We start from the raw sequence: 25553 nt of genomic DNA, 5'->3' as shown, positions 1-25553 counted from the left end.
TGGGGACCGAGTGGGCCCAAACGAGCTGTCAGGACGGTGTCCAGGCGCCGTTCGGGGCCGAGCGGGCCCAAACGAGTTGTCAGGACGGTGTCCAGGCGCCGTTGGGGGCCGAGCGGGCCCAAACGAGTGGTTGGGGCAGGCGGGCGCACCGACGGCGGGACCCCGTTGAGGCACCGCGCGGGCCCTGACAAGCGTCCCCACCGGCTGCGGGAGCCGTTCGAGTACTGCGCGGGCCATTGCGAGCAGGTGAGGTGGGCACGTACACAACGGAGAAGGCCCCGGGACCGAGTCCCGGGGCCTTCCCTCCAAGCTGCGTGCGGTGTCACGCCGAGGCGACGACGTCCAACTTCAGGTCGGCCTGCACCTCGGGGTGCAGGCGGACCTGCACAGCGTGGGCACCGAGCGACCGGATCGGCGTCGTGACCTGGATGGTGCGACGGTCGACAGAGCCGGCACCGGCGGCCTTCACCGCGTCGGCGATGTCACCACTGGTGACGGCGCCGTACAGCCGACCGGAGCCGCCCGCGCGGACCGGCAGGGTGACAGTCGAGGACTCCAGGCGAACCTTGAGCGCCTGAGCGTCCTCGAGGTTCTTGACCGCGCGGCTGGCGCGGGCCCGAGTGATCGACTCGACCTGCTTCTGGCCGCCCTTGGTCCACTGGGTGGCGAAGCCACGCGGGAGGAGGTAGTTGCGGCCGTAGCCGTCCTTGACCTCCACCACGTCGCCTGCGGCGCCGAGCTGGGGTACTTCGTGGGTGAGGATGAGCTTCATGTCTGGTCCCTTTCCGCTCAGCGTGCCGAGCTGGAGTAGGGCAGCAACGCCATCTCACGGGCGTTCTTGACGGCCGTGGCGATGAGGCGCTGCTCCTGGACGGACACTCCGGTCACCCGGCGGGCGCGGATCTTGCCGCGGTCGCTGATGAACTTGCGCAGGAGCGCAGTGTCCTTGTAGTCGATGTTCTCGACCTTCGCCGCCTTGAGCGGGTTGGCCTTCTTCTTGGGCTTGCGAACTACGGGCTTAGCCACCGTGGTGCTCTCCTTCGTGAGAGCCCGAAACGCGTCTGCGCTCGGGATGGATGGTGATGAATGAACTGGTCACGACGAAGCGTCGAGACCGGAGACCTCGTGGGTGCCTCACTCGAGGCGCCAGCGAAGGTCGAAGCAGGGAAGGTGACCTAGAAAGGAGGCTCGTCGTACGACGGGCCGGTGTTCCAGCCGCCGCCCTGACCGCCCTGGCCGCCTGCCGGCGCGGAGTTGCCCGAGCCGGCGTTGCCGCCCGAGCCGCCACCGGTGGCCCACGGGTCGTTGGCCGGGGCGCCGCCACCTGAGGCACCGCCCTGTCCACCGAACCCGCCACCGGCGTTACCGCCCTGGCCGCCACCGGCGTTACCGCCGAAGCCACCACCGCCGCCACGCTGGGTCTTGTTGACCTTCGCCGTGGCGTACCGCAGCGACGGACCGACCTCTTCGACGTCCAACTCCACCACGGTGCGCTTCTCGCCCTCCTTGGTGTCGAAGGAGCGCGACTTCAGCCGCCCCGAGACCAGCACCCGCGAACCGCGGGTGAGGGACTCGGCGACGTTCTCCGCCGCGTCACGCCAGACCGAGCAGCGCATGAACAGCGTTTCGCCGTCCTTCCACTCGTTGCTCTGCCGGTCGAACTGCCGCGGCGTGGAGGCCACGGTGAAGTTCGCGACGGCAGCACCCGAGGGGGTGAAGCGCAGCTCGGGATCCTGGGTGAGGTTCCCGATGATTGTGATGACGGTGTCGCCAGCCATGGTGTGGTTCCCTGCTTCCTGTCGTCTAGCTTCTCGAGTGCGAAGAGTCGTCAGGCGTCGACGCGCAGGAGCTTGGTGCGCAGGATCGACTCGTTCAGGCCGAGCTGGCGGTCCAGCTCCTTGGCCGTCGCGGACTCGGCCGTCATGGTGACGACGGCGTAGATGCCTTCGGACTTCTTCGTGATGTCGTAGGCCAGGCGGCGACGACCCCAGATGTCGAGGTTGTCGACCTTGCCGCCGTCCTTGGTGACGACGGTGAGGAACTTCTCCAGCGAGGGCTGGACAGTGCGCTCGTCGAGTTCGGGATCGAGGATGATCATCAATTCGTACTGACGCATGAGTGAACCCACCTCCTTCGGTCTCAAGCGGTCACGGTCTCTCCGTGACAGGAGGGTTGCAGCGTCGTCGTCACCCCACCGGTCGGTCGCGCCCGACAAGAGCGAAACCGGTCGATGTCACCCACCAAGGACCTACCTGGCACGCCACTGTGCCCGAAGGCACCGACAGGCGCGTGAGTTTGTCCACAGGGGATGCGAGGTGACGAACAGCAGCCGAGTCTAGGCGGGACTGCTGCTCGCGCGGAAATCCGCGTCGCTGCGGGCCGCGGGGCGGCGTACGACGGGGCGCATCCGTTCGTCCACATCCTCGGCCGATTCCCACGCCGCGACCGCCAGACCGGCGTACGCGACCAGCCGGATCACGCAGAACACCGCGTACCCCGCGGGCGCGAGCGCCTTGCCGGGGTTGGAGGACACACCGGCGTACATCCACACCATCACGAAGTAGACGACCTCGACCATCGCCCAGACCAGGTGCTCGCGCCAGCGCAGCGCGCAGATCGCGATCAACGGCAGCACCCACAGCGACGCCTGCAGGGGGAAGGAACGGCCGGTCACCATCACGATGACCAGCATCATCAACGTCAACGGGCCGAGCCGGACGGGCGCGCGCATGCTCACCCGCAGCATTCCCGCCAGGAGCGCCGCCAGCCAGCCGAGCAGCGCGATCACCGTCAGGGCGGTCGGGGGGATCGTCACGCGCAGGATCGCCGAGACCAGCCACGGCGAGCCGTACGACGCCGTCGCGGAGCCCCACGCGCGGTACGGCGCCAGCGGGTCACCGCCGACCGCGACCGCGGCGAGCAGGAAGAAGACCACGACCCCCGCGGCGGCGACCAGCATGCGGATCGCCTCGGAGGTACGCCGTTCGCGGGTGGCGAGCAGGACGATCGCCGCGATGATGATCAGCGGATAGGTGCGCGCCATCACCGCGGCTCCGAGGAACGCTCCCGCTGCCAGGGGCATCCGACGCATCCACAGCGCCATCCCGATGGTCGCGAGCGCCACTCCGAGCACGTCCAGCGACAACAGGGACGCGGTGATCAGCACCGGGCTCAGGGCGACGTGCGCGGCCTGCCACGGCGAGTCGCGCAGCATCGACGCGGTGGCGATGGTGGTCGCGGCGACGAGCGCGGTGATGACGACGGCGCAGATCGCGTAGAAGATCTGCTGCTGATGCAGCGCGGTGCCACCGCCGGGCACCAGGTGCTGCAGTCCCCAGGTGAGGAACGCGGTGAGCACCGGCTGGGTGTGACCGGGGCCGCCGGCGCTCCAGGGGGTGGCGCCTGCCTGCCCGCCGACGCCGACCGGTAGATCGGAGTAGCACCCGCGCCAGAACGCGCCCGGCGCGCCCCAGCCGACCCGCTCGCAGTGGTTCTTCTGCAGCACTCCGACCGCTATCAGCACGCTGGCCAGCGACGAGAGCACGCCGCCGACGTACAGCCAGCTGCGGGCACCGGCCCGGGCGAACCGGCCGACCGGGCCGCCGATGACCTCGGTGGCGGCCGCTGCGACGCCGTCGCCCCGGCTCGGCGTGACGAGTCGTCGCGCATCGTCGGGCATGGCGGGAACAGTACGCGCGCCATCCGCACGAGCGTGTGAGATGTCGGTTCCGGACCGTCGATGGGTCGGTCTACCCTCCTGCGCCGACGTCCCGCGCGCATCAGCGACGGCTGATCCCTCTGCGGCCACCGACCATTCGGGCAGACTCGGGAGCGTGACCATCACCGCACCAGCGGCCTGCTTCCTCGCGGCCACCGCGCTGCACGCCGGCTTCCAGGCGACGGTCACGGCCCTGGTCTACCCGGCCCTGGCGCGGGTCCCGGCCGACCGGTGGACCGTCGAGCACGACCGCCACAGCCGGAGCATCACACCCCTGGTGGGAGTGGTCTACCTCGCCCTCGCCGGCGCCACCGTCTGGATCCTTGCCGCCGACCGGGGGCCATGGTCGTACGCCGGCGCGGTGCTCGCGCTGGGGGTGGCCCTGGTCACGGGCCTGGGCGCCGCGCCGCTGCACGGCCGGCTGGCCTCCCCCGACCCCGTCCTGACCCGGCGCCTCCTGCGCGTGGACCGGGTCCGCGCCGGCCTGGCAGTGCTGCTGCTGATCTGTGCGTGCGGGGTGGCATTCGGTTGACCCTCACCCGAGGCGGGGTGTGCGAAACCGAACATCCGTACGGCAGAGTGGAGCACATGCCATCGCGTCCGCCCGTGCGCAAGCTGGACACCTTGCTCGGCAGCGCCGCCGCGCGCGATCTCGAGAACGGCCCGGACGGCAGCGTCGTACGCGCCCTGACCGAGATGGTCACCCACCCTGAGTACCCATGTCTCGGCGCGCGATCGGTCTTCCGTCGCGACACCGCCTCGATCGTCGTGCTGGACGAGATGGACCACCCCGACGACCTCGCGGCGCTCGCCGACCACCTGCGCACCTTCGCCGCGGAGACCGAGGGCAGCGAGGACTTCGTGTCGTTGATCGCGGCGTTCCGCTCGCCGGCCACGACCACCGAGGCGCGGTTCGAGAAGCTGCTGTGGGGAGTGCTGCAGACCCTGCACGACGGCGACGACCAGCCGTGGGCGCACGGGGTGTCTCAGGACCCGGCCCAGCCGCACTTCGCGTTCAGCCACGCCGGCACCGCGTTCTTCATCGTCGGCCTGCATCCCGGCGCGTCCCGCATCGCCCGCCGGGCGCCCCTGCCGATGCTGGTCTTCAACCTGCACGCACAGTTCGAGCGCCTGCGCGCGGACGGCGGATTCGACCGGATGCGCACCGCCATCCGCACCCGTGACACCCGCCTGCAGGGGGACGTCAACCCGATGGCCGAGGACCACGGCGACAGTTCCGAGGCACGCCAGTACTCCGGGCGGGCCGTCGACGACACCTGGGAGCCTCCGTTCGAAGCCCGGAAGGACCACTCATGACCGACCCCCGCCGCCCTCGCACCCCCCGGGCGCCCACGGCGTTCCACCCGTACGACGGTGACGCGTCGGCTCCCGCACCCGGCTGGACGCGCCTGCCTCCCCAGACCGGCCTGCTGGTGCCGGTCGCGGCCGGGCAGACGCTGGAGATCGTCGACCCGTGCGGCGAACAGGTCGCCGACCTCTACCTGGTGACGGCCGCCGACCCGGAGGAGTGCCTCTCGGCCGGGCGCACCGTCGACTACAACAACACGCTGTACGTCAGCACCGGCGACCGGTTGTGGAGCAACCGCAGCACGGTGCTCGCCACGATCGTGGCCGACTCGGTCGGCATCCACGACCTCACGCTCACGCCCTGCAGCCAGCAGACCTTCGACGTGCTCTACCCGGAGTTCGGCGGCGCACCGCACCCCAGCTGCTTCCAGAATCTATGTGACGCCCTCGGGCCGGCCGGGGTGCCGCCGGACCGGATCGGCACCACGATGAACGTCTTCATGGACGTGTGGACCAGCGAGGACGGCGAGTTGCACATCGACCCGCCACCCACCAGGGCCGGCGATCGTTTCGCCATCCGCGCCGAGGTCGACCTGTTGGCCGGCGTGACCGCGTGCTCGGCGGAGAAGTCGAACAACGGCCACTGCACGCCGATCGACGTACGCGTCAGCTGAGCACGTCCCGCCGGTGCGCGCTGGTGGTGACTATCGGCTCGACGGCGTCGCGGGCGAGCTCGACGCGGGCGGTGCCACCCGAGTGGTCGGCGCCCCCTGCGTCGGCACTCCCGGGGTCGGTGGTCCCGTGGGCGCCTTCGTCGGGGTCGGGACCACGATCCGGGTGCTTGTCGGCGGTGCCGTGGTGGTGGCCGTGGTGGTCGGAGCCGTCGAGGTGGGCGTCGGCGTGGTGGTCGTCGACGTGGGCGTCGGGGTCGTCGACGTCGAGGTGCTCGTGGGCGGCTGACTCGTCGTGGTCGACGTGCTGGTCGGCGTCGTGGTGGTCGGTGTCGAGGTGGTCGACGTCGTCGGGATGTTGTTGCCCGATCCCGCGTTGGTGGCCTTCGGCAGCTGGGTGATCGGCTTCCCGCGCAGCGCGATCGTCATGTAGTCCTTCCAGATCTGCGTCGGCACCACACCGCCGTAGAACTGTTGCCCGGCCTTCGCGAGAGACGTGTTCGAGCCGCCGTCGCCGGCGTACATGCCCACCGAGGTGGTGAGCTGGCCCGGGGTGAAGCCGGTGAACCAGGCGGATCGGAACTTCCCGCCCGACCCCACGGTGCCGGTCTTGCCCGCTGCGGGCCGGCCGAAGTCGCGCAGCGTCGCGTGCGCGCTGCCGGTCGGGTAGGTGATCGGTCCGGCCATCGCGCTCGCGACGTTGTTCGCGATGTCCTTGGAGACGACCTGGTTGCGGTCCGGGTGCGCCGTGTAGCTGTAGCCGCCCTGCTCGCTCGTGACCTTCTGCACGAAGTACGGCGAGGTGCGCTCGCCGCCCGCGTTGATGGTGTTGTAGGCGTTCGCCAGATCTATCACGTGCACGTCCGCCACGCCCAACGTGTCGTTCGGGGTCGGAGTGTTCATGCCCGAGTCGGTTGCCGGGATGCCGAGCAGCTTCGCCGCGGCCAGGGTCTTGCCGCTGCCCAGCCGGACGTTGAGCCGCACGAACGCCGTGTTGACGGAGTCGGCGAGGGCGGTGCGCAGGTTGATCAGGCCGAAGGTCTCACCGCGGTCGTTGGTGATCGGCTTCGCCACACCCGGCAGGCGCAGGTAGTTCGCCCCGCTGACCTGGGTGTTGAGCCCGATCCCCTGCTGCTGCGCCGCGGTGAGCGCGAAGACCTTGAAGCTCGAGCCGCCGGGCACCGCTGCCTGGGTCGCCGAGCTGAACTGGGTCTTCTGGTAGTCCGCCCCGCCGTACATCGCGACGACGGCGCCGTCGGTCTTCTGCGAGAGCAGTCCGGCGTGCACCTGGTCGGTGCTGGCCGTCTGCGCGCTGACGCTGTTCTTGACCGCCTGCACCGCCGCGGCCTGGTCGGTCTTGTCGATGGTGCTGGTGATCCGCAGCCCGCTGCGGCCGATGTCCTGGCCGGTCAGTTTCAGCTTCGTGGACAGCTCGTTCTCGATGGCCGCAAGCAGGTAGCCGGTCGAGCCGGTGCGGGTGTTGGCGGGCTTCGGTGTCTTGAATACCGGGAAGGTCTGCGCCGAAGCCTCGGCCTGGGACAGCCAGCCCTTCTTGACCATGCCGTCGAAGACGTACGCCATCCGCGCGCTCGCGCGGGCCTTGGAGTCGGCGCCGTTCGCCGGGTCGAAGTACGCCGGCGCGTTGATGACCGAGGCCAGGAAGGCGCCCTGCGACACCGTCAGTTTGCTGGAGTCGACGCCGAAATAGGCCTGCGAGGCCGCTTGGATGCCGTACGCGTTGCGACCGAAGTAGATGGTGTTGAGGTAGTCGACCAGGATCTGCTGCTTGGTGTACTTCTGGTCGATCTTGATGGAGATCATGATCTCCTTGACCTTGCGCGTGACCGTGCGGTCCTGGGTCAGGAAGTAGTTCTTCACGTACTGCTGGGTGATCGTGGAGCCACCCTGCTGCGAGCCGCCGCGCGCGTCGGCCCAGGCCGCGCGCAGGATGCCGGTCGGCGAGATGCCCTTGTTGTCGTAGAAGTTGCGGTCCTCGGCCGACAGGAACGCGTACTGCACCTTCTGCGGCACCTGACTGAGCTGCACGTTCTGCCGGTTGACCGGTCCGATCCGGCCCAGTTCGGTCTTGCCGTCGCTGTAGTAGACGACGGCCACCTGCCGCCCCGCGTCCTGGCCCGGCTGCGGGATCGCGGTGCGCTCGTAGATCACCACGAGCGCGACGACGCCGATGAGGAAGAGGGCGAACAGCCCGACGATCGTGCGGGTGACGACCTTGAAGAAGAGGCCGTGCTGGCCGCGGCGCCGGCGACCGCGCCCCCGTGGTGGGCGGGCCGACCCCCCACCTGCCTGCCGCCCGTCCTGACCCCGCACGGAGTCACCGTCCACCGGGCCGACCGGTCCCTCATCGCTCACCGGTGCAGGGTAGCCCGCAGTTCTAGGTGATAGGTGCATGCCGAGACCCGGCCGGTGGCCGGCAGAGTTCACCGGTTGTTCGCATGCATGCCGCGCTGTGATTGCCCTGTGTGCCTAGGTTCTCCATGCATCGACGACACGGAGAGCCAGGCCATGGAGACGACCGCAGTACGGGCGCGTGGGATCACGCAGACCTTCGGGGACGTCGTCGCACTCGACGGCGTCGACCTGGACATCCCCTACGGCCAGGTGCACGGCCTGGTCGGCCCGAACGGCGCCGGCAAGACCACTCTGCTCGGACTCCTGCTCGGACTATCGGTGCCCGACGCGGGCTCGCTGCAGATCCTGGGTACGCCGGTGGGGCGCGTCCTCGGCGTACCGGACGGCGTGGCCGGGTTCGTCGACGGACCGGGTCTCTACCCGGCGCTCACCGCTCGGCAGAACCTCGCCGCCCTCGCCGGCCTGCGCGGGTACGGCGCTGCCGCGGCGAGCCGCGTCGAGGACGCCCTCGAGCAGGTCGGCCTGCTCGACGTCGCCGATGACCGACTGCGCGGGTTCTCCCTCGGCATGCGCCAGCGGCTCGGACTGGCCGCGGCTCTCCTCACGCAGCCGCGGCTGCTGGTCCTCGACGAGCCGGCCAACGGCCTGGACCCCGCCGGCAAGCGCCATGTCCACCGGGTCCTGCGCAACCTCGCCGGCCAGGGCACTGCGGTGGTCGTCTCCAGCCACCGGATGGACGACCTGGCCGCACTCTGCGCCGAAGTCACCATCCTGAGCGCCGGCCGCGTGGTCTTCACCGGGCCGGTCGGCAAGCTCGCGGCCGAGAGCGGAGAGCTGGACTACCGCGTGGTGACCTCCGATCCGGTGGCCGGCCGACGGATCGCCGCGCAGCTGTCGGGGCTGCAGATCGTGCCGCCCGAGAGCGGATCCGGGCATGTCGAGGACGGCTCGTTCGTCGTGCACGCACCGGTGCCCCAGCTCGATGAGCTGGTCGCCCGGCTCGTCGGGGCCGGCATCGCGGTGCGCGAGTTGGGACCGGTCGTGCCGCCGCTCGAGGCGGCGTTCCTTGCCCTCACCGACCCCAACGACATGGACGATCCCACCGCGAGCAGGACGGACGCTCGATGACCACGGCCACCACCTCGCAGGTGCGCCCGGGCGCGGCCCAGCGGTCGCGACCCGCCCGATTCGTCTCCGTCTACCGGTTCGAGCTGGTCAAGCTGCTCGCCCAGTGGCGCACCCGCATCGTGCTCGTCGCCTGCTGGGTCCTGCCGGGCGTCTTCGTCGCGGCGGTGACCCAGGCGAGCTCGCTGCCCACCGACACCGTCTTCGGCCGCTGGATGCTCGCGACCGGTTGGGCCGGCGCGCTGGTGGTCCTCAGCTTCTGCTGTACGTGGGCGCTGCCGCTGCTCACCGCGCTGGTCGCCGGCGACGTCTTCGCGACCGAGGACCGTCTCGGCACCTGGCGCTACCTCCTCATCGCCGTGCGATCACCGCACCGCATCTTCGTGGCCAAGGCCCTGTCCAGCATCACGGTGATCGCCGTGATGGTGGCCGGGCTCGCGGCCTCCAGCATCGCCGGCGGCCTGGTGGCGGTCGGCAACCGCCCGCTCGTCGGCCTGGACGGCCTGTCCCTGCAGCCCGGGCACGCCGCACGACTGGTGCTGCTCGCCTGGGCCTGCGCGAGCGTGGCCACCCTGGCGTTCGCGGCCATCGGGCTGCTCGGCTCGGTGGCGCTGGGGCGCTCGCCGATGGGTCTGCTGATGCCGGCCCTGCTCGCTCTGCTGCTGCAACTGGTCCAGCTCCTCCCGCTGCCGGTCGCCGTACGTCTGGCCCTGCCGAGCGAGACGTTCCTCGCCTGGCGCGGCCTGTTCACCAGCCCCGCACAGACCGGGCCGCTGGTGGTCGGGCTGATCGTCAGCCTCGTCTGGACCGTCGCGGCGACCGCGCTGGCGTACCTCCTGTTCATCCGGCGCGACTTCACCGACCTGGCGTACGACGGCGCCGGACGTCGTGCCCTGCTCACCGGCGCGCTGCCGCTGGTGATGGTCACCGCGCTGACCGTCGCGGTGGTCGCCACGACGACGTCCGCGACCGGTTCCGGCATCGAGCAGGCGAAGCTGGAACATTCGCTCGCCACGTCGTACGCGCATCTCTACCGGCTGCAGGCCCGCGAGCTGCACCGCCCGGACGTCACCGAGGCGCAGTTGCGGACCGCCGCCAGCTGCGACAAGGGCGGCTCCCTGGTGGAGGACAGCGGCCCGGGCAACGACTGGCGCTGCGTGGTCACCTGGCACATCCCGGGTGCGGTCGTCGTCGGTTCGGCGACCTACCAGCTCGACGTCGCCGCAGACGGGCGCTACGTCGCCGACGGCGACGGACCCAAAGAGGTCAACGGCTACTTCCCGGTGCGCACCGCCACCGGCGATTCCCCCAACCCCCTCTGGCAGGTCGACGGTCTCGTCGATCTGCTCTCCTCCTCCCCGAAGGGCTGATCCATGCACGTCATTCGCAACCGTCGCACTGACGCACGCTCACGCTTCCCCTCCCTGGGCCTCTCCGGCCGACAGCTTCGACTCGCCGGCGCCACCGCGACCGTCCTCACGGTCGCGGGCGGCGGATTCGCCTACGCCAACACCAACGTCTTCGGCGACCACCAGGTCGGCTCGCAGTCCTCCAAGGGCATCCAGATCTCCGACGATCAGGTGATCAAGCCCATCGGCGACCGTCTCCTCACCACCGACGGCAAGTACATGGGGTCCACGGTGAGCCCCGACAAGCGGTTCGTGGCCGCCACCAGCACCGACAAGAACGTGGTGCTGCAGATCGTGGACCTGTCCACCTACAAGGTGATCTGGCGCGTCGGCAAGGCCGCGGGCGTCAACCAGACACTCGCCGACGGCACCGTCGGGCAGGAGGGCCCGACGTACTCCCCCGACGGCAAGTTCCTCTGGCTGCCCCAGAAGGACGGTCTGACCCGGTTCCCCGTGAACGCCGACGGCACCCTCGGCGCCCCGACGTCGGTCCCCCTGGCGAAGGTGGGCACCAAGTCCGCGCTGCCGGGCAAGGCGACGTACTCCGCGGACGGCTCGACCCTCTACGTCCCCGTCAACGGACAGAACACCGTCGTCGCGCTCGACCCGATCACCGGCGCCGTCCAGAAGACCTGGGCCGTGGGCATCGCGCCGCGCGAGATCGCCCTGGCAGGGGGCAAGCTCTACGTCAGCAACGAGGGCGGCCGCACCGCACGCCCGGGCGACACGACCATCAACTCCTACGGCACCGACGTCCCCGCCAACGGGACGCTCGGTACGTCGACGACCGGCACCGTCAGCGTCATCGACCCCACCACGCCGTCGGCCGCCGTCGGCTCGATCCCCGTCGGGCTGCACCCCACCGCCCTCCTGGCGCGGGGCAATGTGCTCTTCGTGGCCAACACCAACAGCGACACCGTCTCGGTCATCGACACCTCCAAGGACAAGGTGGTGCAGACGATCAACACCCAGCCCGGGCCGTCCTCGAAGGTGGGGTACGAGCCGACCAGCATCGCCCTCACCGCAGACGGCCACCTGCTGGTGACCCTGGGACGCGCCAACGCGGTGGCGGTCTACCGCTACGGCGGCACCCCGCAGGAGCCGGTGAGCTCGATCGGGCTGCTGCCGACCGACTACTTCCCCGCCACCATCGCGACCGTCGGCTCGCAGATCCTGGTCACCAACACCCGCGGCATCGACGCGCGGGGTCCCGCAGTCACGGTCAGCAAGGGGTTCGGCACGACGCCGGCGACCGGCCACGGGACGCACAGCACCACCGGGTCCTTCACCCGTTTCACGCTGCCGAAGGACAAGGCGATCGCCAGGTACACCCGCGTGGTCTTCGCCCAGAACGGGTGGAACAAGAACGACGTCCAGGAGGCCCAGGGCAGCACCCGCAAGCCGGTCGCGGTGCCCGCCCGGATCGGAGATCCGTCGACGATCAAGCACGTCTTCCTGCTGGTCAAGGAGAACCGCACCTACGACCAGGTGTACGGCGACGACCCCCGCGGCAACGGCGAGCCGTCGTACGCCCAGTTCGGCAAGACCGTGACCCCCAACCAGCACGCGCTGGCCAAGCAGTTCGGTCTCTACGACAACCTCTACGACATCGGCACCAACTCCGCCGAGGGCCACAACTGGCTCATGCAGGGCGACAACCCGGAGTACACCGAGTCCAGCGCAGGCGAGTACGAGCGCAGCTACGACACCGAGGACGACGTCCTCGGCCACCAGCGCTCCGGATTCCTGTGGACCTCGGCGCAGGCCGCCGGCAAGACCGTGCGCAACTACGGCGAGTTCACCCAGTTCGAGACCAAGCCCGCCGGCGCGACCTGGCAGAAGTACTACTGCGCCAGCAAGACCGTCGACAACGGCGGCAGCCCGAGCGTGCTGACCGACCCGTCGATCAAGCAGGACACCGAGTCGCCGATCCCGTCGTTGAACAAGATCACCGACCACGACTACCCGAAGTTCGACACCGACATCCCCGACCAGTACCGCTACCAGATCTGGAAGCAGGAGTTCGAGAAGCGGGGTCCGGCCAACCTCAACACGTTCTGGCTCTCCAGCGACCACACCGGCGGTGCGCCGGACCCGCGGGCCCAGGTCGCGGACGGCGACCTCGCGGTCGGTCGGATCGTCGATGAGATCTCGCACAGCAAGTACTGGAAGGACTCGGCGATCTTCGTGGTCGAGGACGACAGCCAGGACGGTGTCGACCACGTCGACGGGCACCGTGCCCCGGTCCAGGTCATCAGCCCCTGGTCTCTGCACGGGAAGGTCGACGACACCTACTACTCACAGCTGTCCGTGGGCCGCACGATCCAGCAGATCCTGGGCGCCCAGCCGCTGAACCAGAAGCTCGCGGCGGCCACCCCGATGTACGGCGCGTTCACGAACAAGCCCAACTACAAGCCGTTCACGGCGGTGCCGAACCAGGTGCCGTTGACGGAGGGTGTCACCACGGCGCCCGCCTGCGGCAACGACACACTGGGCCGCAAGGGTGCCGCCGCGATGCGGCTCACCCAGCAGGAGGCGGCCGTGACCGCCATACCGGCCGCGCTGCGCGGCGTCGCGGCGCAGTGGCAGTCGTGGCGGGCCAAGCAGCACTTCACCGGTGACTCCGCCGTCCCGGACTACGCCGACCCGGAGCAGATGAACCGCTACACCTGGTACCAGACGCACGACTGGAAGACCCCCTACCCGGGCGACTCGAAGATCTACGCCCCGTCGCAGGTGCCCGGCGCGTACATCCCGAGCTCCGAGCAGGACTGACGCAGCGCGGCTCTACCGCTGAACGCACGACCACGGCCCACCGGATCGCATCCGGTGGGCCGTGGTCGTGCTCGGGGGTGCTCAGCTCTCGAGCGATGCATCCAGGGTGATGTCGACGCCGGTGAGCGCCTTGCTGACCGGGCAGGTCTCCTTGGCGTTCTTCGCCGCGTCCTGGAACTGGGCGTCGGTGAAGCCTTCGACCTCGCCGACCACCTTCAGCGCGATGCCGGTGAGCTTGAAACCACCGGCCGAATCCGGGCCGAGGGAGACGTCGGCCGTCACGTCCAGGGCCTGCGGGGTGCCGCCCTGTTCGGCGATCACCGCGGACAACTGCATCGCGTAACAGGCCGAGTGGGCAGCTGCGATGAGTTCCTCGGGGCTGGTGGTGCCACCCGCGGACTCCGCCGCCCGCTTCGGGAACGACATGTCGTAGGTCCCGATCCCGGAGCTGGTCAACTCGACCTTGCCCGACCCCTCCTCGAGGGTCCCGGTCCAACCTGTGCGTGCGCTACGTGTCGGCATCTGCTCTTCTCCTGTGGGGGGATCGTGGGGGCGATCTGATCTGCGGGCGCTCGATGGCGGCGTGTGGCGAGGCTGTCGACCGCTCGCCTCGAACGTTACGACAGCGTCACGCTCGCCGCGCGTGATCGGTTGAAGCGCACCGTGGGCCGGGCGACGACCGCGGCTCGCCGATGTTTGCGGCGATGTATCGACTCGATACATCGACGGTGTACTCTTCCGTGGTACGACCCCCTGACGACATCCCGACGTCACCCGCCGTTCATCTCGCAGCTCGCGTAGACCCCGAACGGCGATGACCGGGGCATCCGAGCACGAGAGGAGCAACCCATGTCACGACGTGGCGCGATCCTCGAGCTGGCCGTCCTGGGGTTGTTGCACGAGGGCCCGCTGCACGGGTACGAGCTGCGCAAGCAGCTGTCCGGTGTGCTCGGTGCCTTCCGTGCGGTGTCGTTCGGTTCGCTCTACCCGTGTCTGCGCTCGCTGGTCGAGCGCGGCTGGATCAACGAACGACACGAGGAGAACGGGCCGAGCCAGCAGAGCCAGCTCGGTCAGCTCGGTGCGGGCAAGAAGCGCACCAGGATCACCTACGAGCTGACCGCCGAGGGCAAGGAACAGTTCCAGACGCTGATGTCCCAGACGGGCCCGGCGTCCTGGGAGGACGAGAACTTCGATGTGCACTTCGCCTTCTTCGGGCGCGCCAGCCGCGACGTGCGGTTGCGCATCCTGGAGGGCCGGCGCAGTCGATTGGAGGAACGGCTGGACGACGCGCGCACCGCGAGCGCGACGCGACGCCAGCGAGTGGACAGTTACACGGCCGAGCTGCAACGGCACGGCCTGGACTCCACCGAGCGTGAGGTGCGGTGGTTGTCGGAGCTGATCGAGACAGAGCGATCGGCGTACGGCACGCCCGCCCGCACAACACCGCAGGCCATTTCGGCCGAGGACCACACAGACCTGCTGGCCGGACCGGCGCAGGACAAGAAGGAGTGATCATGGGATCCATCCGCGTCGCCATCGTTGGCGTCGGTAACTGCGCGAGCTCGCTCGTGCAGGGTGTCGAGTACTACAAGGACGCAAACCCCGAGCACGTCGTGCCCGGTCTGATGCACGTGATGTTCGGTGAGTACCACGTCAACGACGTGGAGTTCGTCGCCGCGTTCGACGTCGACGCCAAGAAGGTGGGCTTCGACCTGTCCGACGCCATCGGCGCCTCGGAGAACAACACCATCAAGATCGCCGACGTGCCGCCGACCGGCGTCACCGTGCAGCGTGGCCACACCCTCGACGGCATCGGCAAGTACTACGCGCTGACCATCGACGAGTCCGACGCCGAGCCGGTCGACGTCGTGCAGGCCCTCAAGGACTCCAAGGCCGACGTCCTGGTGTCCTACCTGCCCGTGGGCTCCGAGACCGCCGACAAGTTCTACGCGCAGTGCGCGATCGACGCGAACGTCGCGTTCGTCAACGCCCTCCCGGTGTTCATCGCCTCCGACCCCGAGTGGGCCAAGAAGTTCGAGGACGCGGGCGTGCCGATCATCGGCGACGACATCAAGTCCCAGGTCGGCGCGACCATCACCCACCGCGTGATGGCGAAGCTGTTCGAGGACCGCGGCGTGGTGCTGGACCGCACCTACCAGCTGAACGTCGGCGGCAACATGGACTTCAAGAACATGTTGGAGCGCGACCGCCTCGAGTCCAAGAAGATCTCCAAGACGCAGGCCGTCACCTCCAACCTGGAGCACGACCTGGGCGCGCGCAACGTGCACATCGGCCCGAGCGACTACGTGCAGTGGCTGGACGACCGCAAGTGGGCGTACGTGCGCCTCGAGGGCCGCGCCTTCGGTGACGTCCCGCTGAACCTGGAGTACAAGCTCGAGGTGTGGGACTCCCCCAACTCCGCCGGCATCATCATCGACGCGATCCGCGCAGCGAAGATCGCCAAGGACCGCGGCATCGGCGGCGCCCTGCTGTCCGCCTCGTCGTACCTGATGAAGTCCCCGCCGGAGCAGCGTCGCGACGAGATCGGCCGCGCGAAGCTCGAGGCCTTCATCGAGGGCACCGAGGCTCGCTGAGCGACTCACCTGCTCGACCGGTCGGCCGCGTCCCCCACACAGGGGGGCGCGGCCTTCCGCGTGCCGTTGCCGGATCGGGCCGGTACGCCGCGTCAGCCGGCAGCGACGTCGTCCGCCGCGGGTGCGGTCTCGCTCACGACCGTGACCACGTCGGAGGCGATGATCCCGAGCACCCGCGCGAACAGGTCGTCGCGGACCCCATCGGGCTCGATCTCGCTCTCCAGCGCCAGCCCGTTGCCGAGGGCCAGCACGACGATCGCCAGGTCGGCGGACGGCATGGGCAGGGTGACCGGGAAGGTCTCGACGAGCCGGTCGAGCACCCCCGCAACGGCGTCACGGATCTCGCGGCGGCTGCGGCGCAGACCCTCGGCACCGTCCGGGTCGCGGCGGGCCAGGGCGGCGTACTCCGCCAGCAACCGGTGCCAGCCGGCGTCCGCGCGCATCTCCTGTGCGAGGACGACCCCGACCTGCTGGGCGACCTGCGTCGGGGTGAGGTCGTCCTGCAGGGCCTGCAGGCTCCTGGTGATCCGATCGGCCGCGTGCTCCTCCATCAGGGTCAGCACCAGCTCGTCCTTGGACCGGAAGTTGGAGTAGACCGCACCCTTGGTCAGTCCCGCCGCGGCGGCCACCTGCTCCAAGGACGTGCCGGCGATGCCCCGCTCACCGAAGACCGTGTAGGCCGCGTCGAGCACCTTGCGCCGGGTCTGTTCCCGGTACGGGCGGGTGCGCGCCATGCTCGGCCTTTCGCTCGGGCCGTCCGGCCTGCGGTCGTCGCCGACAGGTACGACGGCGGTCAGATCCGCAGGTCGTCCTCACCGTGCTCCGGGAAGCGGTCCTTCAGGAACCGCCCGTGGGTCAGCAACTCCGTGCCGCCGGTGAGTGCCACCGACTCCTGGATCGCCCGCAACCGCTGCTCCAGCAGATCGAGCTGGTCGATCAGCAACTCGGCCCCGGTCTTGCCGTCGGACAACACGGTGCCCTGCGCGGACCAGGGCGGCAGCGCCAGGTATCCGCGGACCGCCCCCGGTGCGTAGTCGTCACGGATGCGTTCCACCTCGATCGCGTCCAGTGCGGCACCGCGACCCTGCTGGTGCAGGTACTGACTGGCGGCCCGCGCGCGCTCGTTGATCGACCGGATCCGGTCGCGGGCCTGCGCGGGCACCCGCTCGTCGAACAGGTACATCGCCAGACTCGGAACCGGGGCCGGGGCGACGGGTTCCTTGCGCAGGTCGACAGGACGGCGCGTCTGCTCGTGGCGGTCAGCGCTCCGGCTCGCACCGCTGCAGCCGCGACCGCCGTGGCCGAGCAGCCTCACCGCCGCGATGGTGATGAACACCGCGAACGGATTCAACACCCAGTGAGCACCGACCAACGCGAAAGCAACCATCGCGAGAGCGCTCACCACCAGCCGTCGGCCCACCTTCGGCAGGGCGCCCCACATCGCCGTGGCGAACGCGGCGAGCGAGATTCCGGCGCCCGCGTCCGCCGCCCACCCGGCACCGAGCATCGCCAGGGCGCACAGCACCAGGATCACCACGACCGAACGGCGCACCGTCTCCGGGCGACGACCGAACGCCGTCCCGGCGTACATCGCGGTCCCCACCCCCGCCGCGACCTCGACCGCCACCAGACCCGCACCCGTGACCGCGTCCACCATGACCGCCACCTTTCCCGCGAAGAGCACCATCGAATTCCTGTTTCGACGGTACGCCGACCCGCGGCCCTGTGCGGTGCCGTTTGTCATGTGCCCGGGGGGACGTGCGAACGGGAGACAGCGGGCACCCGCCCTACGCGCGGGTAGTCCTGTGCGAGTGACATCATCGGCGAATGGCCATCCAGGAAGTCGTGTCCGACCTCGTCGCCAACGTCGCGCAGGTGCAGGTCGAGGTCGGCGAGCACGTCGAGATCGGCCACGAGCTGGTGCTGCTGGAGTCCATGAAGATGGAGATCCCGGTACTCAGTGAGGTCGCGGGCACCGTTGCGGCAGTGCGGGTCTCACCCGGCGACGTGGTCCAGGAGGGCGAGATCCTCGTCGTCCTCAGCTGAGGTGCGAGCTGCATTCGGACATCGCACCGCGATGGCGCAGCGTGGCCCGAACGGCGGCGCGACGCCCCGGTGATGCGATCGAAACTCGGTTGTCGCCGATGCAGCGCGTGCATAGCGTCCCTGGGATGTGCGAGCGAGCGTTGGTGCTGGGTGGCGGCGGATCGGTCGGCAACGCGTGGGAGATCGGGATCGTCGCCGGCCTCGCCGAAGCCGGTGTGGACGTCACCGGGGCAGACCTGACGGTGGGGACGTCGGCGGGTGCGACCGCCGCGGCGCAAGTCACCAGCGGGGTACCCCCGATCATGCTGCTGGCCGACATACTCGCCCCCGCGGGCCGCCCACCGAGGACCTCGCTCGGAGCCGGTGGTGGACCTGCTCGGCCCGGGCCGTCCCCGGATCACATGGACAGAACGAGCGCCGTCATCGACGCCGCCACGGATGCAGCGGACATGCGCCGCCGAATGGGCGCGGCTGCTCTCGAGGCGGCCGGATCCTCAGGCGGTGCCGAACCGGCACAGTGGAGGACGGTCGTCGCCGCGCGGCTGCCGAATCAGCTGTGGCCAGAACGTCTGTTGCGCATCCCGGCGGTCGATGCCCGCACCGGCGAACCCGTCGTGTTCGACAAGGACAGCGGGATCGACCTGGTCGACGCCGTCGCCGCCAGCACATCCAACGGCTTCGGCGTCCCGCCCTACCGCATCGGTGGCGCCTCGTACATCAACGGCGGCTATCGACGCAACGAGAACGCCGATCTGGCCGCCGGGCATGCGCGTGTCCTCGTGTTGTCGCCGTTCGGCGGAAGATCGCGCCATCCACTGGAGTGGGGCATGCACCTCGCGTCGCAGGTCGAGGAACTGCGTGCGCACGGCTGCCGGGTCGAGACGATCTTCCCGGACCCGGACTCCGCGCACATGTTCGGCGCCAACGCGATGGATCTCTCGCTGCGCCCGGCCGCGGCCAGGGCGGGCCAGGCACAGGGCAACTTCCTCGCGGACCGGCTCGGCGAATTCTGGCGCTGACGCCCGGCGCAGCTACGAGACCTGCGAGCGCAGCTCGCGCGCACGCTCGCTGCCGGCGTTGCGCCGATTGCCCTTGCGACCCGGCCCGATCAGTGGTGCGGCTCGCCTCGGGCCCCGCGCTCCGACCCAGGAGATTGCACGACTCGGGCCAGCAGCCGGGGCTCGATGAGCAGGTGGAACGGGAGAACGACTGCCCAGACGCCGCGGCCCCAGATGGACTCGTAGCGCACTGAGGTGGTCGCGACCAGGTCCGGACCGACCCTGCGGACGACCTTGACCGCGCAGATCAGACGTGATTGCGCCGCAAGGACGACCTGGTCGTGCGAGCTGCTGGTGACGGCCCACCCGAGGAGCGAGTGAGGCGACGTGCCGGGCAGCAGCTGCAGGCCCAATCCCAGCCGCCAACCGGCCACCAGGAGTTGACGCACAGGGGCGGGTGCACCCTCGAACATCACCCGGGCCAGTTGCTCACTTGATCGAACGTCGTTCTGCGGCAACGGGACCGTGAACCCCTGGACCCACCCGTCGCGCGTCTGGACGCGGTCGGTGACCGCCCCTTCGACGCCCCTCAGGCGACGCACTGATCCGTGACCGGCCATGAGCATGCCTAGCATGATCAACCCGATCCCGAATGAGGAGCACGCGTGGACATCTGCGACTTGATTCTTTCCGACCACCACGAGCAACGGCGCATGTTCGCGATGCTCGACGACGTGGACCCGGCCGACACGACCACGCTCGGTGCCCTCTGGACCCGGCTGGAGGCGATGCTCGAGGTCCACGCGCAGGCCGAGGAGATCTACTTCTACCCCGAGCTGCTCGCACTGGGCGAGCGCCTTCGCGACACCAGCGAGGTGGCCGAGACCAAGGACGCGATCGGCGACCACAACGACATCCGTGACGGCATCCTCGCCGCGCGGGACGCGGCCGTCGGCTCGAAGGAATGGTGGAAGGGCGTCAACGACGCCCGCGAGGCCAACGACGAGCACATGGGCGAGGAGGAGCACGAGGGCCTCAAGGACTTCCGGCAGCACGTGGACCTGCAGACCCGCCACGACATCGCCGTGAAGTTCGCGGTGTACGAGGCCGAGAACGTCACCGGCGTACCGGTCGTCGACAAGGACCCGCAGGACTACGTGGACGAGAACAGCTGACCCGCGGACGTCCCCATCGAGCGGAGGGGTTCGTCGCCGAGCGGAGCGGTAATGTCCCCTCCACTCGGGAGTGGACCCCTCCGCTCGACGACGAGCGGCTCAGCCACGCGTCCGGTGATCTCGGACCGTGAGCAGGCTGTCACCGTGGACGGCGTCCGACTCGACCCGACCGGTCTCCATGAACCCCAGCTTCTGCAGCACACGGCGCGAGGCTGCGTTCCATGCGCGCACCGTCGCCCACACCCGGTCATAGCCCGCCGTCCTCGCCCAGTCCAGGACGGCGGCACCAGCCTCGGTCGCGTAACCGCACCCGTGGGTGTGACGCAACAGCTCGTAGGCCAGCTCGGGCTCCTCGGGGGCGCCGTTCCCGTGGAAGACCAGGCCGCAGTACCCGATCACGTCGCCCGCACTCCTGCGCTCGACCGCCAGCAGGCCGGGTCGCTCGTCGTCCTGCTCCCTGCGGATTCCGCGGGCGATGTCCTCGATCGTCGGGTGTCCCTGGGCATCGATACGGCGGTGCGCAGGGACCCGCTCGTCGCGTTCGGTCCACAGCCGCCGGTAGACCGCAGCCTCCTGCACGTCGCGGGGACGCAGGATCAGCCGTTCGGTCTGCAGAAGGATCGACGCAGGCCGCCCGGACGTACCGGACATTCCGGAGGGGTCGTCGTCGGTCAGCGCGACACGGACCGCAGGGCCGGCCTCGGGCGCTCGGGGTGCATCGCCTGAGCCCGTTCGTAGAGGGCCGCCTCTGCCCGCACCGCGTCCACCGGGCGGACCCGGGGGGGCAGGGTCGCCGCGTTGACGCGCAGCCGGCGCAGCTCGTCCGGTTGTCCGACGAGGATGGCGAGCGCGTCGGCCAGCGCGGCGCCGTCGGCGACCAGGACGCCGTCCACCCCGTCGGTGATGAAGTCCGACAGCCCGTTGGGGTGATATCCGATCACGGGCAGCCCCGCCGACCGGGCCTCGAGTGCGGCGATGCCGAAGGCCTCCTGCCGCGACGAGGCGACGAAGAGGTCGCTCTCGTGGAAGAGGGCCCTGATGTCCTCGGACGGGTGGTAGCCGAGGAACTCGACCCAGTCGGTCAGGCCGAGTCGTTGCACCTGGTTCACGAGGTCCGTACGTCGGGGACCGTCACCGAGGATCTTCACGTTCACCCGGGTGTCGGGCGGGACCTGCTTGCGAGCCTCCGCGAGCGCATCGAGGAATTCGTCCACGTGCTTGCGTTTCTTCAACCGGCCGACCAGGACCATGCGAACCTCGCGCTGTCCGGCCTCCTCGGCCGGCACGGGTCGCGGGTTCACCCACCACGGGGTGTCGACCAGGTTGGGAAGCACCGACACCTCGTCCACCGACAGCAGCGTGCGTCGTACGTGCTCGGCCGCGACCGAACTCACGGCCGACCATGCCGCGCGCATCCGTCCCCACCCGAACGGCAGGGTCGACACGCGCGTCGCGATGGCGACCTTCCACCACAGGGAGTGCACGGTGATCGCCACCGGGATCCCCCGACGCGACGCTTCACGGGTGACGAAGATCGCGAGGGGCGAGACGACGGTGAAGTGGGCGTGCACGATGTCGACCGGTGCGCTGTCCAGGATCTGCGCGACCATCGCGTGGTTGCGCCACGGGAAGGCCACGGTCAGCCAGCGGCCCTCGGCGGCGCGCGCCACCGACACCTCCCGGTCGACGGTCCCCTTCTCGGCGACCGCGGTAATCACGGTGACGTCGTGACCCTCCGCCGTCTGCCGGCGTGCCAGGGTCTCCACCTGTCGTTCGATCCCGCCGACATCGGGCGGGAAGGAGTCGGCGACATGGACGATTCTCACTGTGCGACCTCAGACCTTGCGTGCGATGAGACGGTGGCGCCCAGCCGCACGGGCAGCGACCGTACGCCGTACACGATCGACAGGTCGTGGAAGTCCAGGCTGCCGGCCTCGGCCGCGAGTACGGCGTCGGGGAACCGGCGGACGAATGCGCGGAATGCCACGCGCATCTCCATCCGTGCGAGTTCGGCGCCCACGCACCGGTGGATGCCTCGCCCGAAGGCGAGGTGCGACTGGCGCTCGCGGTCGGTGCTGAACATCTCCGAGTCCGCCCCGAACGAGGCGTCCCGGTTGGCCCCGCTGAGCGAGCAGATCACCACATCGCCCTTCGCGACGTCGTGCCCGAACAGGTCCATGTCGTCCAACGCGAAGCGGGGGAAGGCGATCTGCACCACGCTCAGGTAGCGCAGCAGTTCCTCGATCAGCCTGTCCAGGCCGGCGTCGTCGCGGGCCAGGGCCGCCGCGTCGGGGCGCTGCAGGATCACGAGCGCGCCGAGGGCCAGCATGCTGGCGGACGTCTCGTATCCGCCGGTGAAGACACCGTCGCAGAGTCCGGCCAGCGCGACGTCGTCGATCTGGTCGCCGTGCGTTCGGATCATGTTGCCGATGAGCCCGGGCCCCGGCTGCACCCGTTGCCTACGCACCTCCTCCAGCAGGAAGTCCTGGGTGTCGGACATCGCACCGAACGTCCCCTGGCCGCCGCCGTTGACGTCGAAGCGCGTGCGGCCCAGCTCGCGGAAACGCTCACGCTCCTCGACCGGCAGACCCAGCAGTTCGCAGATGATCGCGAAGGGGACCGGGAAGGCGAAATCGGACACGAGGTCGACCACACCGTCCTGCGCCTCGAGCCGGTCGAGCTGCTCCTGCACGATCCGCTCGACGTCGGGAAGGAACGCGGCGATCCGGCGACCGGTGAACTCCGGGGTGAGCATCTTGCGCAGGCGGGTGTGCTCGGGCGCATCGGTGAACCCGAGGCCGCCGATGTCGGTGGACGAGCCGGCACCCATGAACGGACGGATGTCGGTGCTGTAGCTGTCTCGGTCGTCCAGCACCCGCCGGGTCTCTTCGTACCCGGTCACGAGCCACAGCGTGATGCCGAAGACGCGCCCGAACCTGGTGACCGGCTCCGCAGCCCGCTGCTGGGCGAGCCGCGGCATCGGGTCGAGCCCCTCTCGCCGCAGCGGCATGAGGAACTTCTTCGGGAGCACGGTCACCGCAGAGAGCCCGAACCGCCGGGACGCAGACGTCCTCAGCACTCTGCGAGCGACCGTCCGTCGCAGCCACCCGGGCACCAAGAACCTGTTCTCCCATCGGCGTCTCAAGCGCTCGCCACTACCGCGTTGTCGGTCGCACTCGCGTCGACCAGGGCCCCGGACGTCCGGGGTTCGTGTGCTCTGCTCAGATGTCCTGAGGCGCAGCCACCTTACGCGCCCCACCGACGTGCGGCGCTCAGGTTGCCCGCGAACCGGGCTCGCGTCGTCCTCAGCCGGAGGATTCGGGCTGCTCGGACCACCAGCGGCGCAGCTCCGCTGCCACCGCCTCCTCGCCGACCATGCCCTGGTCGAGCCGGAACGCCAGCAGGTGCTTGTACGCGCGGCCGAGCACCGGCCCCGGCGCGATCCCCAGCACCTGTGCGATCTGGTTCCCGTCGAGCTCGGGGCGTACGGCGTCCAGCTTCTCCCGCTCCAGCAGGGAGGCGATCCGGACCTCCAGGTCGTCGTAGCTGCGCGCGAGCGCCGCCGCCTTACGGCGGTTGCGAGTGGTGCAGTCCGCGCGGGTGAGCAGGTGCAGTCGCGACAGCAGCGGCCCGGCGTCGGTCACGTAACGGCGCACCGCCGAATCGGTCCATTCGCCCCCGCCGTACCCGTGGAAACGCAGATGCAACTCCACCAGCCGGGTGACGTCCTTGATCTCCTCCTTGGCGAACCGCAGCGCCTTCATCCGCTTGCGGGCCAGGCCGGCGCCGACCATCTCGTGGTGGTGGAAGGAGACGCCACCGCCGGACTCGAAGCGCCGGGTGGCCGGTTTGCCGATGTCGTGCAGCAGCGCGGCGAGCCGCAGCGTCAAGTCCGGACGAGCGACGGGTGTGACCGGTCCGATGCCGTCGATGCTGCGCGGCCCCTCCAGAGCGATCGCCTGCTGCAGCACGGTCAGGGAGTGTTCGTAGACATCCTTGTGGTGGTGGTGTTCGTCGACCTCCAGCTGCAACGCCGGCAACTCGGGCAGGACGACCTGCGCCAGGCCGGTCTCGGTGAGCACCCGCAGGCCCACGACCGGGTCGGGCGCGAGCAGCAGCTTGACCAGCTCGTCGCGCACCCGCTCCGCCGACACCATCGACAGGTGCTGCGCCGCCTCGGTCATCGCCTCCCGCACCCGCGGGGCCAGCTCGAAGTCCAGCTGGGCGGTGAACCGGGCCGCGCGCATCATCCGCAGCGGGTCGTCGGCGAAGGACTCCTGCGGGGTGGCCGGGGTGTCCAGCACCTTCGCGGCCAGGGCCGCGAGGCCGTCGTACGGGTCGACGAACTCCAGTTGCGGCAGCCGCAGCGCCATCGCGTTCACGGTGAAGTCGCGCCGCCGCAGGTCCTCCTCCAGGGAGTCGCCGAAGGACACCTGAGGTTTGCGGGTCTGCCGGTCGTAGGCGTCGGCGCGGTAGGTCGTGATCTCGACCTGTACGCCGTGTCGCCGGCCGCCGATGGTGCCGAACGCGCGGCCGATGTCCCAGGTGGTGGCGCCCCACGCCGTCAGCAGCGTCTCGGTCTGCTCCGGGCGGGCCGACGTCGTCAGGTCCACGTCGGTCAGATCACGGCCGAGGAACGCGTCGCGGACCGGCCCACCGACCAGGGCGAGCTGGTGTCCCTCGCGCTGGAAGAGCTCCCCCAGTTCGCGCAGCGTCGCGAGGACCGGCGCCAGCCGACGTACCGCGTGCTCCTGCAGCCGCGAGATCTCGGCCGGGCCGGGACGTTCCAGTGATGCCGGTGGTGCCACGCCCGCCAGGGTAGGCGACGTGGCGACATGCTCGAATTCGTGCCACCCCGTGGTTACAGTGCTGAGATGACGCTGTATCCCCTTCCCGCGAGTCGGCATCAGCGCCGGCTCCCCGCGGTGGAGGAGATCTCGGCCGGTGGTGTCGTCATCGACGTGGCCCAGGGCCGTGCCTACATCGCCCTGATCGCGCGGCACAACCGCGCCGGGCGCCTGGAGTGGTGCCTGCCGAAGGGTCACGTCGAGCCCGGCGAAACGCTGACCGAGACCGCCGTTCGCGAGGTGGAGGAGGAAACCGGCATCATGGGTCGCGCCCTGCTGACCCTGGGCACGATCGATTATTGGTTCAGCACGCCGCAGTTCCGGATCCACAAGCGGGTGCATCACTACCTGTTGGAGGCGCTCGGTGGAGAGATCTCCATCGAGAACGACCCCGACCACGAGGCGATCGACGCGCAATGGTTCCTGCTGGAGGACGTGGCGGCGCGCCTCACCTTCCCCAACGAACGTCGCATCGCCCACACCGCTTGGGAGCACCTCGCAGGAACAGCCTGAG

The 25553-nt window shown here is 69.8% G+C and carries 26 protein-coding genes; 12 read left to right on the top strand and 14 right to left on the bottom strand.

Annotation, left to right across the window (positions count from 1 at the left end):
- Positions 1-322: 322 nt before the first annotated feature.
- The 5 genes from rplI to J4030_RS14295 all read right to left on the bottom strand — a co-directional run bounded on the left by rplI (position 323) and on the right by J4030_RS14295 (position 3679).
- Positions 323-772, bottom strand: a complete 450-nt coding sequence (gene rplI / locus J4030_RS14315) for a 50S ribosomal protein L9 (RefSeq protein WP_208049905.1) — start codon at positions 770-772, stop codon at positions 323-325.
- 17 nt (positions 773-789) lie between these two features.
- Complete coding sequence (rpsR, locus tag J4030_RS14310; protein ID WP_013494395.1) at positions 790-1026, bottom strand: 30S ribosomal protein S18; 237 nt, start codon at positions 1024-1026, stop codon at positions 790-792.
- A 149-nt stretch (positions 1027-1175) separates the two neighbouring features.
- Positions 1176-1778, bottom strand: coding sequence for a single-stranded DNA-binding protein (locus J4030_RS14305; protein ID WP_208049904.1), 603 nt, complete (start codon positions 1776-1778; stop codon positions 1176-1178).
- Positions 1779-1828: 50 nt separating this feature from the next.
- The gene (gene rpsF, locus J4030_RS14300; protein ID WP_179483352.1) at positions 1829-2116 is read right to left on the bottom strand and encodes a 30S ribosomal protein S6; all 288 of its coding nucleotides are present in this window, start codon (positions 2114-2116) and stop codon (positions 1829-1831) included.
- Between the two features lie 219 nt (positions 2117-2335).
- Complete coding sequence (locus J4030_RS14295; RefSeq protein ID WP_208049903.1) at positions 2336-3679, bottom strand: hypothetical protein; 1344 nt, start codon at positions 3677-3679, stop codon at positions 2336-2338.
- Between the two features lie 154 nt (positions 3680-3833).
- Here J4030_RS14295 and J4030_RS14290 point away from each other — a divergent pair, with 154 nt between their 5' ends.
- The 3 genes from J4030_RS14290 to J4030_RS14280 are packed head-to-tail and all read left to right on the top strand — an operon-like array spanning position 3834 to position 5700.
- On the top strand, positions 3834-4250 hold the full coding sequence (locus J4030_RS14290; protein ID WP_208049902.1) for a hypothetical protein: 417 nt from the start codon (positions 3834-3836) through the stop codon (positions 4248-4250).
- A 56-nt stretch (positions 4251-4306) separates the two neighbouring features.
- Entirely contained in the window at positions 4307-5035 is a 729-nt protein-coding gene (gene gntA / locus J4030_RS14285; protein WP_208049901.1) for a guanitoxin biosynthesis heme-dependent pre-guanitoxin N-hydroxylase GntA, read from the top strand.
- Positions 5032-5700, top strand: a complete 669-nt coding sequence (locus tag J4030_RS14280; RefSeq protein WP_208049900.1) for a DUF1989 domain-containing protein — start codon at positions 5032-5034, stop codon at positions 5698-5700. Before gntA ends, J4030_RS14280 begins: the two co-directional genes overlap by 4 nt.
- Positions 5701-5730: 30 nt before the next feature.
- On the opposite strand, the gene J4030_RS14275 is transcribed toward J4030_RS14280, so the two are convergent.
- Complete coding sequence (locus J4030_RS14275) at positions 5731-8070, bottom strand: transglycosylase domain-containing protein (RefSeq protein ID WP_208049899.1); 2340 nt, start codon at positions 8068-8070, stop codon at positions 5731-5733.
- Positions 8071-8223: 153 nt separating this feature from the next.
- Between J4030_RS14275 and J4030_RS14270 the strand changes: the two genes are divergently transcribed.
- Genes J4030_RS14270 through J4030_RS14260 form a run of 3 tightly spaced genes read left to right on the top strand, consistent with a single transcriptional unit; the run spans position 8224 to position 13379 of the window.
- Positions 8224-9198: an ABC transporter ATP-binding protein gene (locus tag J4030_RS14270; RefSeq protein WP_208049898.1), complete on the top strand. Its 975-nt coding sequence runs from the start codon at positions 8224-8226 to the stop codon at positions 9196-9198.
- A complete protein-coding gene (locus J4030_RS14265) occupies positions 9195-10565 on the top strand; it encodes an ABC transporter permease (RefSeq protein ID WP_208049897.1) in 1371 nt (456 codons plus the stop codon). The genes J4030_RS14270 and J4030_RS14265 overlap by 4 nt, the downstream gene beginning before the upstream one ends.
- Before the next feature lie 3 nt (positions 10566-10568).
- Positions 10569-13379: a bifunctional YncE family protein/alkaline phosphatase family protein gene (locus tag J4030_RS14260; protein ID WP_208049896.1), complete on the top strand. Its 2811-nt coding sequence runs from the start codon at positions 10569-10571 to the stop codon at positions 13377-13379.
- Positions 13380-13460: 81 nt separating this feature from the next.
- Here J4030_RS14260 and J4030_RS14255 read toward each other — a convergent pair whose 3' ends face one another.
- Positions 13461-13901, bottom strand: a complete 441-nt coding sequence (locus J4030_RS14255) for an OsmC family peroxiredoxin (protein ID WP_208049895.1) — start codon at positions 13899-13901, stop codon at positions 13461-13463.
- Between the two features lie 327 nt (positions 13902-14228).
- Between J4030_RS14255 and J4030_RS14250 the strand changes: the two genes are divergently transcribed.
- The gene (locus J4030_RS14250; protein ID WP_208049894.1) at positions 14229-14891 is read left to right on the top strand and encodes a PadR family transcriptional regulator; all 663 of its coding nucleotides are present in this window, start codon (positions 14229-14231) and stop codon (positions 14889-14891) included.
- A 2-nt stretch (positions 14892-14893) separates the two neighbouring features.
- The gene (locus tag J4030_RS14245) at positions 14894-15973 is read left to right on the top strand and encodes an inositol-3-phosphate synthase (RefSeq protein WP_208049893.1); all 1080 of its coding nucleotides are present in this window, start codon (positions 14894-14896) and stop codon (positions 15971-15973) included.
- Positions 15974-16065: 92 nt separating this feature from the next.
- Here J4030_RS14245 and J4030_RS14240 read toward each other — a convergent pair whose 3' ends face one another.
- Both J4030_RS14240 and J4030_RS14235 read right to left on the bottom strand, forming a co-directional pair.
- On the bottom strand, positions 16066-16707 hold the full coding sequence (locus tag J4030_RS14240; protein WP_208049892.1) for a TetR/AcrR family transcriptional regulator: 642 nt from the start codon (positions 16705-16707) through the stop codon (positions 16066-16068).
- Between the two features lie 59 nt (positions 16708-16766).
- Positions 16767-17630, bottom strand: coding sequence for a hypothetical protein (locus J4030_RS14235; protein ID WP_208049891.1), 864 nt, complete (start codon positions 17628-17630; stop codon positions 16767-16769).
- A gap of 170 nt (positions 17631-17800) precedes the next feature.
- On the opposite strand from J4030_RS14235, the gene J4030_RS14230 reads away from it, so the two are divergent.
- Positions 17801-18019 (top strand): biotin/lipoyl-binding carrier protein, encoded by a 219-nt coding sequence (locus tag J4030_RS14230; protein ID WP_179483365.1) that lies wholly within the window; start codon positions 17801-17803, stop codon positions 18017-18019.
- Positions 18020-18144: 125 nt separating this feature from the next.
- On the top strand, positions 18145-19038 hold the full coding sequence (locus tag J4030_RS14225; RefSeq protein ID WP_243763373.1) for a patatin-like phospholipase family protein: 894 nt from the start codon (positions 18145-18147) through the stop codon (positions 19036-19038).
- Between the two features lie 89 nt (positions 19039-19127).
- Here J4030_RS14225 and J4030_RS14220 read toward each other — a convergent pair whose 3' ends face one another.
- Entirely contained in the window at positions 19128-19652 is a 525-nt protein-coding gene (locus tag J4030_RS14220; RefSeq protein ID WP_208049889.1) for a DUF2867 domain-containing protein, read from the bottom strand.
- 30 nt (positions 19653-19682) lie between these two features.
- Here J4030_RS14220 and J4030_RS14215 point away from each other — a divergent pair, with 30 nt between their 5' ends.
- Complete coding sequence (locus tag J4030_RS14215; protein WP_208049888.1) at positions 19683-20192, top strand: hemerythrin domain-containing protein; 510 nt, start codon at positions 19683-19685, stop codon at positions 20190-20192.
- Positions 20193-20291: 99 nt separating this feature from the next.
- Here the strand turns inward: J4030_RS14215 and J4030_RS14210 are convergent, their stop codons facing one another.
- The 4 genes from J4030_RS14210 to J4030_RS14195 all read right to left on the bottom strand — a co-directional run bounded on the left by J4030_RS14210 (position 20292) and on the right by J4030_RS14195 (position 25000).
- A complete protein-coding gene (locus tag J4030_RS14210; protein WP_208049887.1) occupies positions 20292-20843 on the bottom strand; it encodes a GNAT family N-acetyltransferase in 552 nt (183 codons plus the stop codon).
- A 20-nt stretch (positions 20844-20863) separates the two neighbouring features.
- Positions 20864-22018, bottom strand: coding sequence for a glycosyltransferase family 4 protein (locus J4030_RS18575; protein WP_208049886.1), 1155 nt, complete (start codon positions 22016-22018; stop codon positions 20864-20866).
- The gene (locus tag J4030_RS14200; protein WP_208049885.1) at positions 22015-23229 is read right to left on the bottom strand and encodes a cytochrome P450; all 1215 of its coding nucleotides are present in this window, start codon (positions 23227-23229) and stop codon (positions 22015-22017) included. The genes J4030_RS18575 and J4030_RS14200 overlap by 4 nt, the downstream gene beginning before the upstream one ends.
- Positions 23230-23497: 268 nt before the next feature.
- Entirely contained in the window at positions 23498-25000 is a 1503-nt protein-coding gene (locus J4030_RS14195) for a CCA tRNA nucleotidyltransferase (protein ID WP_307864707.1), read from the bottom strand.
- Between the two features lie 66 nt (positions 25001-25066).
- Here J4030_RS14195 and J4030_RS14190 point away from each other — a divergent pair, with 66 nt between their 5' ends.
- Positions 25067-25552 (top strand): NUDIX hydrolase, encoded by a 486-nt coding sequence (locus tag J4030_RS14190; RefSeq protein WP_179483375.1) that lies wholly within the window; start codon positions 25067-25069, stop codon positions 25550-25552.
- The last annotated feature ends 1 nt before the right edge of the window (position 25553 follow it).

Origin of the sequence: Allobranchiibius sp. CTAmp26 (assembly GCF_017565405.1) — a bacterium.
GTDB lineage: Bacteria > Actinomycetota > Actinomycetes > Actinomycetales > Dermatophilaceae > Allobranchiibius.
The sequence above is the reverse complement of the archived record's forward strand: the minus strand, read 5'-3'. Positions and strand labels throughout refer to the sequence as shown.